Genomic DNA, 15,748 nt, shown 5'->3' on the forward strand with positions numbered 1-15,748 from the left:
AGTTGCTTGCGGCATTTGACCTGCTCATGGCTGTCGACACCATGAACTTGAAAAACCTGCTTTGCCAAATCCACGCCTATGCGTTTAAGTTTCATGCGGGCTCCCCCTCCGGGATTGTTTGTTTCGTAACCTACAGTCTGGCGCAATGACGCCGTAGGAGGGAGGAGTCCATCTCATTGGGCTACATCGTTTTCAGGAGCCGAGTATGCCCATCCCCAGCGCGATCAAACTGCACAAGGCCTCGAAAACCCTGGAACTGCGCTACGGCGAGCAGAGCTATTCGCTCAGCGCCGAGTTTCTCCGGGTGCACTCGCCGTCGGCCGAGGTGCAGGGGCATGGTAAGCCGATTCTGCAGACCGGCAAGCTCAACGTCGGCCTGGAGCGCATCGAACCGGCCGGCAACTATGCACTGAAACTGTGCTTCGACGACGGCCATGACAGCGGTCTGTACACTTGGGAATACCTCTACGAACTGGCCACCCGGCAGGATCAACTCTGGGCCGAATACCTGACGCAGCTCAGTGCTGCAGGCCAATCCCGCGACCCCAACGAAAGTGTCGTGCGCCTGATACTCTGAACCGCACGCACACCTCGTCGCAGAGCGCTCGCCTTCCTATCCCGACTCATTACCCGGTAGTTAGAACGATTTTTCTAAACTATCGCGGCATACTCTCGCCCCATCGATCAGCTTGCCTAACGGCAAAAACTCGGGTAACCAAGGAACTGGCAGGTTCCCTGCATTTGGCCCAGCCAGATGCAATGCATGACGCGGACTCGATCCGCCCCCGGTAACCCGAGCTGTACCAGGCCCTGTGTCGCCGTGCGCCCTCGCAGGCCGGTATTCGTCTCAGGACAATGGAGCGTCGTAGATGAGTGATAAGAATAACGAAGACCTGAAACGCCAGGCCTCGGAAAACACCCTGGGACTCAACCCGGTGATTGGCATCCGCGGCAAGGATCTGCTGACCTCTGCCCGCATGGTGCTCTCCCAGGCACTCAAGCAACCCTTCCACAGCGCCAAGCACGTCGCCCATTTCGGCCTCGAACTGAAGAACGTCATGCTCGGCCAATCCGCGCTCAAGCCTGAAGACGGCGACCGCCGCTTCGCCGACCCGGCCTGGAGCCAGAACCCGCTGTATCGCCGCTACCTGCAGACCTACCTGGCCTGGCGCAAGGAGCTGCACGACTGGATCGAGCACAGCTCGCTGTCCGAGCAGGACGCCAGTCGCGGCCACTTCGTGATCAACCTGATGACCGAGGCCATGGCGCCGTCCAACAGCATGGCCAACCCGGCCGCGGTCAAACGCTTCTTCGAGACCGGCGGCAAGAGCCTGCTCGACGGTCTGTCGCACCTGGCCAAGGACATGGTGCACAACGGAGGCATGCCCAGTCAGGTGAACATGGAGGCCTTCGAGGTCGGCAAGAACCTGGCGACCACCGAAGGCGCCGTGGTGTTTCGCAACGACGTGCTGGAGCTGATCCAGTACAAGCCGATCACCGAGAGCGTGCACGAGCGCCCACTGCTGGTGGTGCCACCGCAGATCAACAAGTTCTACGTATTCGACCTGTCACCGGAAAAAAGCCTGGCGCGCTTTCTGTTGCGCAGCCAGGTGCAGACCTTCGTGGTCAGCTGGCGCAACCCGACCAAGGCGCAGCGTGAGTGGGGCCTGTCCACCTACATCGAGGCGCTCAAGGAAGCCATCGACGTGATCTGCGCCATCACCGGCAGCAAGGACGTCAACATGCTCGGCGCCTGCTCCGGCGGCCTGACCACGGCCTCGCTGCTCGGTCACTATGCAGCGCTTGGCCAGCAGAAGGTCAACGCCCTGACCCTGCTGGTCAGCGTGCTCGACACTCAGCTAGACACCCAGGTTGCCCTGTTCGCCGACGAGAAGACCCTGGAAGCCGCCAAACGCCGCTCCTACCAGGCCGGCGTACTGGAGGGTAGTGACATGGCCAAGGTGTTCGCCTGGATGCGCCCCAACGACCTGATCTGGAACTACTGGGTCAACAACTACCTGCTCGGCAACGAGCCACCGGTGTTCGACATCCTCTACTGGAACAACGACACCACGCGCCTGCCGGCCGCGCTGCATGGCGAGTTCATCGAGATGTTCCGGACCAACCCACTGACCCGTCCGGGCGCGCTGGAAGTCTGCGGCACACCGATCGACCTCAAGCAGGTCACCTGTGATTTCTTCGTCGTCGCTGGCACCACCGACCACATCACGCCATGGGACTCCTGCTACAAGTCGGCGCACCTGTTCGGCGGCAAATGCGAGTTCGTGCTGTCCAACAGCGGCCATATCCAAAGCATTCTCAACCCGCCGGGCAACCCCAAGGCGCGCTACATGACCAATAGCGAGATGCCGCTGGATCCGAAGGCCTGGCAGGAAAGCTCGACCAAGCATGCCGATTCCTGGTGGCTGCACTGGCAAAGCTGGCTGGCCGAGCGCTCGGGCAAGACCAAGAACGCTCCCAGCGCCCTGGGCAACAAGAAATTCCCGGCCGGCGAAGCCGCCCCGGGCACCTACGTACACGAACGTTGATGCGGCGCCTCTGGCGCCACACTGCCCGCGGCACTGGGAAGTGCCGCACGTCACGACGGCCTGGCCGGGCGTGACGAACCAGGATTGCCCTGGTCATTCTGGAAGCGGCCAGGATCGTCGCCTCCAGCGCTTAACTCCACAGGGGCTGCGCCTATGCCGCAACCATTCGTATTCCGCACCATCGATCTCGATGGGCAGACCATCCGCACCGCGGTGCGGCCGGGCAACAGCCAGTTGGTGCCGCTGCTGATCTTCAACGGCATCGGCGCCAACCTGGAACTGGTGATGCCCTTCGTCGCCGCCCTGGACCCGGAGCTGGAAATCATCGCCTTCGACGTCCCCGGTGTCGGCGGTTCCTCCACGCCGGCCACGCCATACCGCTTCCCTGGTCTGGCCAAGCTGGCAGCGCGCATGCTCGATTACCTCGACTACGGTCAGGTCAATGCCATCGGCGTGTCCTGGGGCGGTGCCCTGGCGCAGCAGTTCGCCCATGACTATCCCGAGCGCTGCAAGAAGCTGATCCTCGCCGCCACCTCGGCCGGTGCAGTGATGGTGCCGGGCAAGCCCAAGGTGCTCTGGCGCATGGCCAGCCCGCGGCGTTATGTGCAACCGTCCTACGGTGTACGCATCGCCCCGGACATCTATGGCGGAGCCTTCCGTCGCGACCCCAAGCTGGCCATGGCGCATGCGAGCAAGGTGCGCTCGGGCGGCAAGATGGGCTACTACTGGCAGCTGTTCGCCGGCCTCGGCTGGACCAGCATCCACTGGCTGCACAAGATCCGCCAACCGACCCTGGTGATGGCCGGCGACGACGACCCGCTGATTCCGCTGATCAACATGCGCCTGCTGGCCTGGCGCATTCCCAACGCCGAACTGCACGTGATCGACGACGGCCACCTGTTCCTGGTGACCCGCGCCGAAGCGGTGGCGCCGATCATCATGAAGTTTCTCGAAGAGGAGCGGCACCGTGCGGTGATGCACCCGCAGCCCACACCCGTACGCCAGCACTGATCGCACCAGCTTGGTGCGCATTGTTCTGCGTGCTCGACAAAGGGGCCGCTCAAGGCCTCTTGTTTTTCGACGCGGCGCTCTGGAATGCACTTCCCGCGCGCCTGGTACAGGGCTTGCTGCACACCCTGCACAAGTACAAGGTGCGCGCCGAGGCAGTCCGCGCCATGAAAGTCTCTAGACGGTTTGACGACGGAGTGCTGCCCCATGCGAGACAAGTCGAACCCGGCTTCACTGCCGGCACCCGCCAGTTTCATGAACGCCCAGAGCGCGGTGGTGGGCGTGCGCGGTCGCGATCTGCTGTCCACCATGCGCCTGCTGGCTGCCCAGGGCCTGAAGAATCCGGTGCGCAGTGGACGTCATCTGCTGGCCTTCGGCGGCCAGCTTGGCCGGGTGCTGCTCGGCGATACCCTGCACAAGGTCAATCCGCAGGATGCGCGCTTCGCTGATCCGACCTGGCACCTCAATCCCTTCTACCGCCGCAGCCTGCAGGCCTATCTGGCGTGGCAGAAACAACTGGCCGCGTGGATCGACGACAGCGACCTGTCGGCCGATGACCGCTCCCGCGCGCGCTTTCTCGCCTCACTGATGAGCGACGCCCTGTCGCCCTCCAACAGCCCGCTCAGCCCGCAGGCGCTCAAGGAGCTGTTCAACACCGGTGGCAGCAGTGCCTTCAAGGGCTTGCGCCATCTGCTCGACGACCTGCTGAACAACGACGGCCTGCCCAGCCAGGTCAGCAAACACGCCTTCGAAGTCGGCCGCAATCTGGCCTGCACGCCAGGTGCCGTGGTGTTTCGCAACGAGCTGCTGGAACTGATCCAGTACAAACCGATGAGCGAAAAGCAGTACCTGCGCCCGCTGCTGATCGTGCCGCCGCAGATCAATAAGTACTACATATTCGATCTATCCAACGACAAGAGCTTCGTCCAGTACGCACTGAAGAACGGCCTGCAGACCTTCATGATCAGCTGGCGCAACCCCGACCCACGGCATCGCGAATGGGGCCTGTCGAGCTATTTGCAGGCCGTCGAGGAGGCCGTCGATGCCTGCCGTGCCATCACCGGCAGCAAGGACGTCAACCTGCTCGGCGCCTGCGCCGGCGGCCTGACCATCGCCGCCCTGCAAGGCCACCTGCAGGCACGCCGCCAACTGCGCAAGGTTGCCAGTGCCACTTACATGGTCAGCCTGCTCGATAGTCAGATCGACAGCCCGGCAATGCTCTTTGCCGACGAGGAAACCCTCGAGTCGGCCAAGCGCCGCTCCTACCAGCAAGGCGTGCTGGACGGTCGCGACATGGCCAAGGTATTCGCCTGGATGCGCCCCAACGACCTGATCTGGAACTACTGGGTCAACAACTACCTGCTCGGCAGGCAGCCGCCAGCCTTCGACATCCTCTACTGGAACAACGACAACACGCGCCTGCCCGCTGCACTGCATGGCGACCTGATCGACTTCTTCAAGCACAATCCGCTTAGCCGCAACGGCGGCCTCGAAGTCTGCGGTACGCCGGTGGATCTGACCAAGGTCAACGTCGACAGTTTCAGCGTGGCCGGCATCAACGACCACATCACGCCCTGGGATGCGGTCTATCGCTCGACCCTGCTGCTTGGCGGCAACCGCCGTTTCATCCTGTCCAACAGCGGGCATATCCAGAGCATTCTCAACCCGCCGGGCAACCCCAAGGCCAACTACTACGAGAACACCAAGCTCACCTCCGACCCTCGCGCCTGGTATCACGATGCCACGCACCAGCAAGGTAGTTGGTGGCCACAGTGGCTGGAATGGATGCAGGCGCGTTCCGGCGCGCAACGCGAAACCCTGATGGCGCTGGGCAACCAGAACCATCCACCGATGGAGGCAGCGCCCGGCACCTACGTGCATATCCGCTGAAGCGGCATGCCACGAAGACCCCAGCGCCAACAAAGCCTGCGCGGCATGCCCGCATCCCTCATCCGGCGCTTCGCGCCACCTTCTCCCGAAGGGAGAAGGACATGAGAGATGTCGCTACGCGACTTTTACTAAAGGGATGGCCAGCTGCACGCCGGCCGGTTATCGTCAGCCCGTCGCGCCTAATCGAACAAGAAGCCAAGGATGAAAACCCGCGAGCGCATTCTGCAAACCGCCCTGCAGCTGTTCAACGAGCAGGGCGAGCCCAACGTTTCCACACTGGAGATCGCCAACGAGCTGGACATCAGCCCGGGCAACCTCTACTACCACTTCCATGGCAAGGAGCCACTGGTACTGGAACTGTTCGAACGCTTCCAGAGCGAGATGGCGCCTTTGCTCGACCCGCCAGCCGAAGCCCAGCTGGACGTCGAGGACTACTGGCTGTTCCTGCACCTGATCGTCGAGCGCCTGTCGCAGTACCGCTTTCTCTTCCAGGATCTGTCCAACCTGGCCGGGCGCCTGCCAAAACTGGCGCGCGGCATTCGTCACTGGCTGAACGCGCTGAAACGCACGCTGGCCTCGCTGCTTGCCCGCCTGATGGCCGACGGTCAACTGAACAGCGGCACCCAGGCGCTCGGCCAACTGGTCGAGCAGATCACCCTGACCCTGCTGTTCTCCCTCGACTACCAGCGCATCCTCGACCAGCAGGGTGAAGTCCGCCTGGTGGTGTACCAGATCATGATGCTGGTCGCGCCGCACCTGAACCAGCCCTCACGCAGCACCGTCGAGCACTTGGCGCAGCGCTATCTGGAAGCCTGATGCGCAGCCGTGCGCACGCTAATGACACGCTGTGATGTAGGGCGGGTGTAACCCGCCAGAGCGCAAATGGCGGGTTACACCCGCCCTACAAAGCCGAGACCCATCCACGGTTGATGCGCATGGCCCGCCCTGCGAGCAGAAACGCAAACGCCCGGCACTAGGCCGGGCGCTTGTGATCCCGAGAAACTCAGGACGGGGTGGCTGGAGTTGCCGGGGTGGCAGCCGGAGCCGGTGCAGCGGCCGGCGTTGCGGCGGCGGCCGGAGCCGGTGCCGGTGCCGGTGCAGCCGGTTTCGGCGCAGCTGCCTTGGGCGCTGCCGGTTTCTTCGCAGCCGGCTTCTTCGCTGCAGCAGGCTTGGCTGCTGGCTTGGCGGCGGCCGCTGGCTTGGCAGCGGGTTTCGCTGCGGCCTTGGCTGCCGGTTTCGCCGCAGGTTTAGCTGCCGGCTTGGCGGCTGCAGGTTTCGCGGCAGCCGGTTTGGCTGCTGGCTTGGCTGCAGCTTTGGCAGCAGGCTTGGCGGCCGGCTTCGCAGCAGGTTTGGCAGCTGCTTTCGCAGCCGGCTTGGCGGCAACCTTCGCGGCAGGTTTGGGCGCAGCTTTGGCAGCAGGCTTGGCGACCGACTTGGCCGATACGCCAGTGATTTTCTCCAGCTGCTTGGTCAGGCTGTCGACCTTGTCATTCAATGCCTTGACCTCGTTGCGGCTGGGCACGCCCAGACGCGAAATGGCATTGTTCAGACGCTTGTCGAAGGCCTCTTCCAGCTCACCCCATTTGCCGATTGCCCTGTCCTTGACCTCATCGACCTTGGACTTGGCGGAACCGACCTTGGAACCGACGCCGGCTTTCACCGCGCCAACCTGTTTGTCGACTTCGCTCTTGGCCTGCTTTTCAGCCTTCTCGCCGTCCTTGACCAGCGTGTCGAACAGCTTGGTGCCGTCCTTGCTGACCTTGGAATAAGCGCCCAAGCCTGCCAACCAGATCTGACGCGAGTATTTCTCGACCTCGCCGATCCAGGAGCTGGTCTGTTTCTCGGTTTTCTTCTTAACAGCCATCCTGATCTCCTTATTTGGTACGCGCGACATGCTCGAGCAACGCGCTCAGCTCATCCAGCTTAGCAGAGAGTGCTTCAACATCCTGCTTGGACGGAATGCCGATACGGTTCAGAGCGGAAGCCACACGAGTATCGAAAGCCTTCTCGATCTTGTCGAGCTGAACTTCGACCTTGCCTTTGACGCTGGTGACGTTGCTGTTGACCGACTGCTTGACCGATTCGATCTGGCTGTTGGCGGCTTCTACCTGCTCGTCGACCAGCTTCTTGCCTTTGCTTTCGACGCCTTCACCGGCCTTGACCAGTTCCTTGAAGTATTCGGCCCCCTCGACACCCGCCTTGGCGTAAGCGCCCAGGCCAGCGAGGTAGATCTTGCGGGCATAGCCCTTCACGTCGTCGAACAGACCGGCTTTGTCTTCGACCACGGCTTCTACTTTTTTCTTCACGGCAACTTTCGACATGGTGCACCTCACGCGCTTTGACAGTTAGCGGAAACGCCCACGGAATGCAGGCTTGGGTACACCCTAAGGAGAAAAATTAGAAATCGCATACTAGGAGCAGGCGACAGCATGCATGTTCAATGCGACCCAGTGGCGGCGGGCACAGCGCACCCTACTGGCTTGCCACTGCTCTCAGGCCAGGGATTTGTCCAGCACCTGCTCGATCTCGCGCTGGATCATGCCGCCCATGGGCGACAGCAACAGCCCGAGCTTGAGCTCCACAAGCACAGTGTCTTCACCGACCGCGATGCTGCCGTCGGCACCGCTGCGCTTGAACTCAAGGGTGTCGCCATTCCAGCGGTAGCGCACGTCGTACTCGCTGGCCAGGCGCTCGGCCAGGCGTTCGGCCTTCTCGCGGGCGGCCTCGCGACCGAGGGAATGGGATCGTTCGACACGAATACGGGACATGGCAACTCCTTGAACTGGCGGCGTGCCGCACGTCTGCGGCATGAGGTCACATCACTCTACCAGCCCATCGGGCGAGCGGGCACCCAGGCAAGACAAAGGCGCCAGGCGCCTTTAGAATGGTGCGGTTTTCTACCCGGTGAGAGCGACATGAGCGATCCACGCAAGGCCCAGGAGCAGGAACCCACCACCCACTTCGGTTTCCAAGATGTGCCGGAAAGTCAGAAGGCGGAGAAAGTGGCCGAAGTCTTTCACTCGGTGGCGGCCAAGTACGACCTGATGAACGACGTGCTGTCCGGTGGCCTGCATCGCCTGTGGAAGCGCTTCACCATCGAGCTGTCCGGCGTGCGTCCAGGCAACCGCGTGCTGGACATCGCTGGCGGCACCGGCGACCTGACCCGCAAGTTCTCCAGCATCGTCGGTCCGACCGGGCAAGTGGTGCTGGCCGACATCAACGACTCCATGCTCAAGGTCGGTCGTGACCGCCTGCTTGACAAGGGCGTGGCCGGCAACGTGCAGTTCGTCCAGGCCGATGCCGAGAAGCTGCCGTTCCCCGACAACCACTTCGACGTGGTCACCATCGCCTTCGGCCTGCGCAACGTCACCCACAAGGAAGACGCCCTGCGCTCGATGCTGCGTGTGCTCAAACCCGGCGGTCGCCTGCTGGTGCTGGAGTTCTCCAAGCCCGGCAACCCGCTGTTGGCCAAGGTCTACGACACCTACTCGTTCAGCTTCATGCCGCTGGCCGGCAAGTTGATCACCAATGACTCGGAAAGCTACCGCTACCTGGCCGAGTCGATCCGCATGCATCCGGATCAGGAAACGCTCAAGGCAATGATGGTCGACGCCGGCTTCGAGCGTGTCACCTACCACAACATGACTGGCGGCATCGTCGCCCTGCATCGCGGCATCAAGCCTTAATGCTGATCACCGGGCTGCTGGCGGGCGTCGAGGCGGGCCTCAATCGCGTCCTGCGCCTCGATGGCACGGCATTGCCGCGCCTGCAGACGCTGAGTGGCAAGGTCATCGCTGTACATTGCCAGAACCCAGCACTGGAAATATTTATCCTGCCCAGCGGCGACGGCCTGCAACTGGCGTCGCAATGGCATGCACCCACCGACTGCACACTCACCGCGCCTGCCTCCAGCCTGGCGCGCCTGGCCCTGAGCCGCGAGAAAACCGCCATCCTGCACCGCCCGGAAGTGTCGCTCGATGGCGACAGCGCGGTGCTGCTGCAACTGGCCGGCATCCTCCAGGATCTGGAGCTGGACTGGGAATACGAGCTCTCCCGCTGGCTCGGCCCGGTGGCCACCACCCTGCTCGCGGGTCACCTGCGCAGCCGGGCCAATCTCGCCAGCCACGGCGCCGCCAGCCTCAAGCAGAATCTGGCCGACTACCTGGCCGAAGAGTCACGCACCCTGGTGGGCCAGCGCGAAGCCGATGCGCGTTTCGCCGAGCTGGATCAACTCAAACTCGCCCTCGACCGCCTGGAAGCACGCATCGAGCGCCTCACTTCTGCCAATAAGTCCGACGCATGAAGCTGCTTGCCGTTCGCCGCCTGTTGCGCATCCAGCGCGTAGTCATCCGCTATCAACTGGACGAGATGCTCTTCGAGCTGCCGCTGCCATTCTGGCTGCGGGCGCTGTCCTGCCTGCTGCCCTGGCGCTGGCTGCCGCGCAAGCCGCTGGAGCTGTCGCGCGGAGCACGCCTGCGTCTGGCGCTGGAAGACCTGGGGCCGATCTTCATCAAGTTCGGCCAACTGCTGTCCACCCGCCGCGACCTGCTGCCGCCGGATATCGCCGATGAGTTGGCGCGCCTGCAGGATCAGGTGCCGCCCTTCCCGGAAGAGCAAGCCATCGCCCTGATCGAACGCCAGCTTGGCGCACCAGTGAGCGAGCTGTTCGCCCGTTTCGACAGCCAGCCACTGGCCTCGGCCTCGGTGGCACAAGTGCATGCCGCGCAGCTGAAAAGCGGCGAACAGGTGGTGGTCAAGGTAGTGCGCCCGGGCCTCAAGCCGGTGATTCGCCAGGACCTTGCCTGGCTGTTCCTGATCGCCCGTATCGCCGAGAAAGCCTCGGCCGATGCCCGCCGCCTGCGCCCGGTGGAAGTGGTCAGCGACTACGAAAAGACCATCTACGACGAACTCGACCTGCTGCGCGAAGCAGCCAACGCCAGCCAGCTGCGGCGCAACTTCGACGGCTCGCCACTGCTCTACGTGCCGCAGGTGTACTGGGACCTGTGCCGCCATCAGGTGCTGGTGATGGAGCGCATCTACGGCATCCCGGTGACTGACCTGGCCACCCTGGCCGACCAGCGCACAGACATGAAGCTGCTGGCCGAACGCGGCGTGGAGATATTCTTCACCCAGGTGTTCCGCGACAGTTTCTTCCACGCCGACATGCACCCTGGCAATATCTTCGTCAGCACGCGCACGCCCTGGAGCCCACAGTACATCGCCATCGACTGCGGCATCATCGGCAGCCTCACCGACGAGGACCAGGACTACCTGGCGCGCAACCTGATCGCCTTCTTCAAGCGCGACTACCGCAAGGTGGCGCAGTTGCACATCGATTCGGGCTGGGTACCGGCCGACACCAAGGTCAACGAGTTCGAGGCGGCGATTCGCACCGTGTGCGAACCTATTTTCGAAAAGCCGCTGAAGGACATCTCTTTCGGCCAGCTGCTGCTGCGCCTGTTCCAGACCGCGCGTCGCTTCAACATGGAAGTGCAGCCGCAGCTGGTACTGCTGCAGAAGACCCTGCTTAATATCGAAGGCCTGGGCCGCCAGCTGTATCCGGATCTGGACCTGTGGAGCACTGCCCAGCCCTACCTCGAACGGTGGATGCGCGAGCGCATCAGCCCGCTGCACCTGCTACGCAACCTGCAGCAACAGGCCGAGCAGGTGCCGCACCTGTCGCAGATCGCCCGCGATACCCTGGAACGCCTGCAGAGATCGCAGCAACGAGAAGAACAGCGCCCCAACCGCGACCAATGGCCGCTGCGCCTGCTCGGCGCTGCACTGATCGGCGCCGGCACCCTTCAAGGCCTGGCACCGCTGCTGGCCGCCTGGCCCGCCTGGCTGATGGTCGGCGGCGGACTCTATCTGGTGCTGCGCCGATAGCCAGTTGGCTGCGGCACTGGCACACTTGGTTAATTCACGGGCCGCGACCCGGCGAAACAGACACGGAATACCGATGAACGATTGGCTCGACGAAATCCACTGGAACGAAGACGGCCTGGTGCCGGCCATCGCCCAGGACTACCAGAGTGGCCGCATCCTGATGATGGCCTGGATGAACCGCGAATCCCTTGCCCTCACCGCCAGCGAACAACGCGCCATCTACTGGTCGCGCTCACGTGGCAAGTTGTGGCGCAAGGGCGAGGAATCCGGCCATGTGCAGAAACTGCACGAGCTGCGCCTGGACTGCGACGCCGATGTCATCGTGCTGATGGTCGAACAGCTGGGCGGCATCGCTTGCCACACCGGTCGCGAAAGCTGCTTCTATCGGGTATACGAGAATGGCGGCTGGAAAACCGTCGACGCGGTGCTGAAAGATCCGCACGCCATCTATGCAGGACACAGCCATGAGTGACACCCTGAGCCGCCTGGCCGAGGTGCTGGAGTCGCGCAAGGGCGCAGCGGCCGACAGCTCCTACGTCGCCAGCCTGTATCACAAGGGTCTGAACAAGATTCTGGAAAAGGTCGGCGAGGAATCGGTGGAAACCATCCTCGCCGCCAAGGACGCCGCCGCCAGCGGTGACTGCAAGGACCTGATCTACGAAACCGCCGATCTGTGGTTCCATAGCCTGGTCATGCTCGCCGCCCTCGGCCAGCATCCCCAGGCTGTGCTGGATGAACTGGATCGCCGTTTCGGCCTCTCCGGCCACGCGGAAAAAGCCGCGCGACCGCAATCCGAATAAACCTTCATTACGGAGTACATATCATGGGCTTTGGCGGTATAAGCATCTGGCAACTCCTGATCATCCTGCTCATCGTGGTCATGCTGTTCGGCACCAAGCGCCTGAAAGGCCTTGGCTCGGATCTGGGCGACGCGATCAAGGGCTTCCGCAAATCGATGGATAGCGGCGAAGCTGAAAAGCCAGCCGTGGAAGAGCCCAAGGGCCAGACCATCGACGCCCAGGCACGCAAGGTCGAAGAGCCAGCGAAGAAAGACTAAGCCATGTTCGACATCGGTTTTACCGAGCTGCTGCTGGTCGGTCTGGTGGCCCTGGTGGTGCTCGGCCCCGAGCGCCTGCCAGGCGCCGTGCGTACGGCCAGCCTGTGGATCGGCCGGATAAAGCGCAGCTTCAACTCGATCAAGGCCGAGGTGGAGCGCGAGATCGGCGCCGACGAGATTCGCCGTCAGTTGCATAACGAGCGGATTCTCGAACTCGAGCGGGAAATGCAGGCGATGAAGCAGGACATTCTCGGCACCGGCAAAAGCGACAATCCGCCAGCGGAGAACAGCGCCAAACCGACTGCCGACACGGCCCCGAGCGTTCAGGACAAGAATCCCCAGCCATGAGCAATAATCCACAAGCCGACCAGGAAATGCCTCTGGTCTCGCATCTGGCCGAGCTGCGTACTCGTCTGTTGCGCTGTGTAGTGATCATCCTGCTGATCTTCGCCGGCCTGTTCTACTTCGCTCAGGATATCTACGCCCTGGTCGCTGCGCCGTTACGCGCCTATCTGCCAGAAGGCGCGACGATGATCGCCACAGGGGTCGCCTCGCCGTTTCTGACGCCATTCAAGCTGACCCTGATGTGTGCGTTGTTTCTCGGCATGCCGGTGATCCTGCACCAGATCTGGGGCTTCATCGCGCCAGGGCTGTACACCCACGAACGGCGTATCGCGGTGCCACTGCTGGTCTCCAGTATTTTCCTGTTCTATGCCGGCATGGCCTTCGCCTACTTCGTGGTGTTCCCGATCATGTTCGGCTTCTTCGCCAGCGTGACCCCGGAAGGCGTGGCGATGATGACCGACATCGGCCAGTACCTGGATTTCGTCCTGACGCTGTTCTTCGCCTTTGGCGTAGCCTTCGAGATCCCTATCGCTACCTTCCTGGTTATCTGGATAGGTCTGGTCGACGTAGCGACTCTGCGCAAGAGCCGCCCCTACGTCATTGTCGGCTGCTTCGTGGTCGGTATGGTGCTGACGCCGCCGGACGTGTTCTCGCAGACCCTGTTGGCCGTGCCGATGTGGCTACTGTTCGAAGCCGGTGTACTGGCTGGCGCGCTGGTCAAGCGCAAGCGCGACCAGGAACACGCCGAAGAAGAAGCCAAGCCCGAAGACCAGCCACCCACACCGCTGCCGTGAACCTGCTGCTGCTGGAGGACGCCGACTTCGTCGGTGGCGAGCGGGTACGCCTCAGTGGCAGGCGCCTGAAACATCTACATGACGTGCATCGCGCCGAGACCGGTGATCGCCTGCGCGTCGGTCATCTTGGCGGGCTGATGGGCGAAGGCCGACTGATCGCCCTGGATGCCGAGCATGCCGAACTGCATGTCAGTCTCGACCAGCCGCCACCGGCCAAGCTACCGCTGACCCTGATCCTCGCCCTGCCCCGCCCGAAGATGCTCAAGCGCGTGCTGCAGACGGTCAGCGCCATGGGCGTGGCGCGCCTGGTATTGGTCAACAGCTACCGGGTGGAGAAGAGTTTCTGGCAGACACCGTTTCTCGAGGCCGAGGCCATTCGCGAACAGCTGATCCTCGGTCTGGAACAGGCGCGCGACACGGTGCTGCCCGAAGTGAGCATCGAGAAACGCTTCAAGCCCTTCGTCGAGGATCGCCTACCAGCCCTGGCAGCCGGCACACTTGGCCTGACCGGCCACCCCGGTGATTACCCGACCTGCCCGCGTGCAGTGCAGGAGGCCGTGACCCTGGCCATCGGCCCGGAAGGTGGCTGGATTCCCTACGAAGTCGATCTGCTGCGCCAAGCCGCAGGCCTGCAACCTGTGCAGTTGGGCGAACGCATCTTGCGGGTGGAGACGGCGGTGCCGGCATTGCTGGCCAGATTGTTCTAAACACGAACGATCAACCTGTAGGAGCGAGCTCTGCTCGCCAAGCGTTCGAGTCGCCAGCATTCGCGAGCAGAGCTCGCTCCCACAAGCTACCGCTATACCTCGAGCAGGAAGGTCACCGGCCCATCGTTGACCAAGTGCACCTGCATATTGGCGCCGAAGCGTCCGGTGGCGACCTGCGGGTGCTGGGCTCTGGCCATTTCCACCAGAGCATCGAACAGCGCGGCGCCCTGCGCGGGTGGCGCTGCGCTAGAGAAGCTGGGGCGCATGCCGCTCTTGGTGTCGGCTGCCAGGGTGAACTGCGAGACCAACAACAGCCCGCCTTGCACGTCCGTCAGCGAGCGATTCATCTTGCCCGCTTCATCGCTGAACACGCGGTAGTTCAGCAGTTTGTGCAACGCGCGGGACAGGCTGGCCTGATCGTCTTGCGGCTCGATGCCGACCAGCGCCAGCAGGCCCTGATCGATGCTGCCAACCACCTCACCTGCGACCTCCACCCGTGCACCGCTGACGCGCTGGATCAGCAGCTTCATGCATCCTCCGGCGGCAGGTCGAGCAGGCGCCGGGCCATCTGTTCGGCAGCGCGGATCAGCGCATCGGTGATACCCGGCTCGGCCGCCGAGTGGCCGGCGTCACGGATGATCTGCAGCTCGCTGTTGGGCCAGGCCTGATGCAACGCCCAGGCATTGTCCAACGGGCAGATAACGTCGTATCGGCCATGCACAATGATGCCCGGCAGATGCGCGATCTTCGGCATGTCACGGAGCAGCTGGTTAGGCTCGAGGAAGGCGTCGTTGACGAAGTAGTGGCACTCGATACGGGCGATGGACAGCGCCCGATGCGCCTCGCTGAAGCGCTCGACCACCTGAGTGTTCGGACGCAGGGTGGCAGTGCGCCCCTCCCAGGTCGACCAGGCCTTGGCCGCATGCATCTGGGCGATCTGGTCGGTACCCGTCAGGCGCTTGTAGAAGGCCTGCATCAGGTCGCCGCGCTCCTCGACCGGGATGGGCGCCACGTAATCCTCCCAGTAATCGGGGAACAGGCGGCTGGCGCCTTCCTGATAGAACCAGCTGAACTCCTGCGGCCGACACAGGAAGATGCCGCGCAGGATCAGTCCATGCACGCACTGCGGATGCGCCTGTGCATAGGCCAACGCCAGGGTCGAGCCCCAGGAGCCACCGAACAGCACGAACTTGTCGATGCCCAGATGCTCGCGAATACGCTCGATATCGGCGATCAGCGCCTGGGTGGTGTTGTTCTCCAGACTCGCGTGCGGCGTCGAACGACCACAGCCGCGCTGGTCGAAGGTGACGATGCGGTACAGGGCGGGATCGAAGTAACGGCGGCTGGCAGAATCGCAGCCGGCGCCGGGGCCGCCATGGATGAACAACACCGGCAACCCATCCGCAGAGCCGCTCTCGTCGATGTACAGCACGTGCGGCTGCTCGACCGCCAGTTCATGGCGAGCGTAGGGTTTAATCTCCGGGTACAAAGTCTGCATGGTTGGCTCCTGTT

20 protein-coding genes are annotated in these 15,748 nt (G+C 63.0%); 14 read left to right on the forward strand and 6 right to left on the reverse strand.

Annotated features, from left to right (window positions below; all coding sequences use genetic code 11):
• Positions 1-95 (reverse strand): hypothetical protein (locus DBO86_RS26775; protein ID WP_244185501.1); only part of this gene is annotated, 95 nt, incomplete at its 3' end.
• Between the two features lie 110 nt (positions 96-205).
• On the opposite strand from DBO86_RS26775, the gene DBO86_RS16355 reads away from it, so the two are divergent.
• From DBO86_RS16355 to DBO86_RS16375, 5 genes are all read left to right on the forward strand, one after another.
• Positions 206-577 (forward strand): gamma-butyrobetaine hydroxylase family protein, encoded by a 372-nt coding sequence (locus DBO86_RS16355; protein ID WP_055984373.1) that lies wholly within the window; start codon positions 206-208, stop codon positions 575-577.
• 292 nt (positions 578-869) lie between these two features.
• Complete coding sequence (gene phaC / locus DBO86_RS16360; protein ID WP_108234240.1) at positions 870-2,549, forward strand: class II poly(R)-hydroxyalkanoic acid synthase; 1,680 nt, start codon at positions 870-872, stop codon at positions 2,547-2,549.
• Positions 2,550-2,702: 153 nt separating this feature from the next.
• Positions 2,703-3,560 (forward strand): poly(3-hydroxyalkanoate) depolymerase, encoded by an 858-nt coding sequence (gene phaZ / locus DBO86_RS16365; RefSeq protein ID WP_017678527.1) that lies wholly within the window; start codon positions 2,703-2,705, stop codon positions 3,558-3,560.
• A 204-nt stretch (positions 3,561-3,764) separates the two neighbouring features.
• Positions 3,765-5,447 (forward strand): class II poly(R)-hydroxyalkanoic acid synthase, encoded by a 1,683-nt coding sequence (phaC, locus tag DBO86_RS16370; protein ID WP_104730126.1) that lies wholly within the window; start codon positions 3,765-3,767, stop codon positions 5,445-5,447.
• Between the two features lie 201 nt (positions 5,448-5,648).
• Positions 5,649-6,263, forward strand: coding sequence for a TetR/AcrR family transcriptional regulator (locus DBO86_RS16375; RefSeq protein ID WP_084341399.1), 615 nt, complete (start codon positions 5,649-5,651; stop codon positions 6,261-6,263).
• Positions 6,264-6,450: 187 nt separating this feature from the next.
• On the opposite strand, the gene DBO86_RS16380 is transcribed toward DBO86_RS16375, so the two are convergent.
• From DBO86_RS16380 to DBO86_RS16390, 3 genes are all read right to left on the reverse strand, one after another.
• Complete coding sequence (locus tag DBO86_RS16380) at positions 6,451-7,311, reverse strand: phasin family protein (RefSeq protein WP_108234241.1); 861 nt, start codon at positions 7,309-7,311, stop codon at positions 6,451-6,453.
• Positions 7,312-7,321: 10 nt separating this feature from the next.
• Positions 7,322-7,768 carry a phasin family protein gene (locus DBO86_RS16385; protein WP_017678523.1) on the reverse strand — a complete coding sequence of 149 codons (447 nt, stop codon included), beginning with the start codon at positions 7,766-7,768 and terminating at the stop codon, positions 7,322-7,324.
• A gap of 171 nt (positions 7,769-7,939) precedes the next feature.
• Complete coding sequence (locus DBO86_RS16390) at positions 7,940-8,215, reverse strand: polyhydroxyalkanoic acid system family protein (RefSeq protein WP_108234242.1); 276 nt, start codon at positions 8,213-8,215, stop codon at positions 7,940-7,942.
• A 147-nt stretch (positions 8,216-8,362) separates the two neighbouring features.
• Here DBO86_RS16390 and ubiE point away from each other — a divergent pair, with 147 nt between their 5' ends.
• The 9 genes from ubiE to DBO86_RS16435 all read left to right on the forward strand — a co-directional run bounded on the left by ubiE (position 8,363) and on the right by DBO86_RS16435 (position 14,236).
• Positions 8,363-9,133 carry a bifunctional demethylmenaquinone methyltransferase/2-methoxy-6-polyprenyl-1,4-benzoquinol methylase UbiE gene (gene ubiE, locus DBO86_RS16395; protein WP_072423376.1) on the forward strand — a complete coding sequence of 257 codons (771 nt, stop codon included), beginning with the start codon at positions 8,363-8,365 and terminating at the stop codon, positions 9,131-9,133.
• Positions 9,133-9,750: a ubiquinone biosynthesis accessory factor UbiJ gene (locus DBO86_RS16400; RefSeq protein ID WP_108234243.1), complete on the forward strand. Its 618-nt coding sequence runs from the start codon at positions 9,133-9,135 to the stop codon at positions 9,748-9,750. The genes ubiE and DBO86_RS16400 overlap by 1 nt, the downstream gene beginning before the upstream one ends.
• Complete coding sequence (ubiB, locus tag DBO86_RS16405) at positions 9,747-11,333, forward strand: ubiquinone biosynthesis regulatory protein kinase UbiB (RefSeq protein ID WP_108234244.1); 1,587 nt, start codon at positions 9,747-9,749, stop codon at positions 11,331-11,333. Before DBO86_RS16400 ends, ubiB begins: the two co-directional genes overlap by 4 nt.
• Before the next feature lie 73 nt (positions 11,334-11,406).
• Positions 11,407-11,805, forward strand: coding sequence for a phosphoribosyl-AMP cyclohydrolase (gene hisI, locus DBO86_RS16410; RefSeq protein WP_003458972.1), 399 nt, complete (start codon positions 11,407-11,409; stop codon positions 11,803-11,805).
• Positions 11,798-12,133, forward strand: coding sequence for a phosphoribosyl-ATP diphosphatase (locus DBO86_RS16415; protein WP_003458971.1), 336 nt, complete (start codon positions 11,798-11,800; stop codon positions 12,131-12,133). Before hisI ends, DBO86_RS16415 begins: the two co-directional genes overlap by 8 nt.
• 23 nt (positions 12,134-12,156) lie before the next feature.
• Positions 12,157-12,390 carry a twin-arginine translocase TatA/TatE family subunit gene (gene tatA / locus DBO86_RS16420; RefSeq protein WP_003458970.1) on the forward strand — a complete coding sequence of 78 codons (234 nt, stop codon included), beginning with the start codon at positions 12,157-12,159 and terminating at the stop codon, positions 12,388-12,390.
• Positions 12,391-12,393: 3 nt separating this feature from the next.
• Entirely contained in the window at positions 12,394-12,738 is a 345-nt protein-coding gene (gene tatB / locus DBO86_RS16425) for a Sec-independent protein translocase protein TatB (RefSeq protein ID WP_003458969.1), read from the forward strand.
• Positions 12,735-13,529: a twin-arginine translocase subunit TatC gene (gene tatC / locus DBO86_RS16430; RefSeq protein ID WP_084342173.1), complete on the forward strand. Its 795-nt coding sequence runs from the start codon at positions 12,735-12,737 to the stop codon at positions 13,527-13,529. Before tatB ends, tatC begins: the two co-directional genes overlap by 4 nt.
• Positions 13,526-14,236, forward strand: a complete 711-nt coding sequence (locus tag DBO86_RS16435; RefSeq protein WP_084342175.1) for a 16S rRNA (uracil(1498)-N(3))-methyltransferase — start codon at positions 13,526-13,528, stop codon at positions 14,234-14,236. The genes tatC and DBO86_RS16435 overlap by 4 nt, the downstream gene beginning before the upstream one ends.
• Before the next feature lie 92 nt (positions 14,237-14,328).
• Here DBO86_RS16435 and dtd read toward each other — a convergent pair whose 3' ends face one another.
• Both dtd and pip read right to left on the reverse strand, forming a co-directional pair.
• Entirely contained in the window at positions 14,329-14,766 is a 438-nt protein-coding gene (gene dtd, locus DBO86_RS16440) for a D-aminoacyl-tRNA deacylase (RefSeq protein WP_075745051.1), read from the reverse strand.
• Positions 14,763-15,734 (reverse strand): prolyl aminopeptidase, encoded by a 972-nt coding sequence (gene pip, locus DBO86_RS16445; protein WP_074855239.1) that lies wholly within the window; start codon positions 15,732-15,734, stop codon positions 14,763-14,765. Before pip ends, dtd begins: the two co-directional genes overlap by 4 nt.
• Between the last annotated feature and the right edge of the window lie 14 nt (positions 15,735-15,748).

The sequence above is a fragment of the Ectopseudomonas oleovorans genome (assembly GCF_003052605.1).
Taxonomy (GTDB): domain Bacteria; phylum Pseudomonadota; class Gammaproteobacteria; order Pseudomonadales; family Pseudomonadaceae; genus Aquipseudomonas; species Aquipseudomonas oleovorans_A.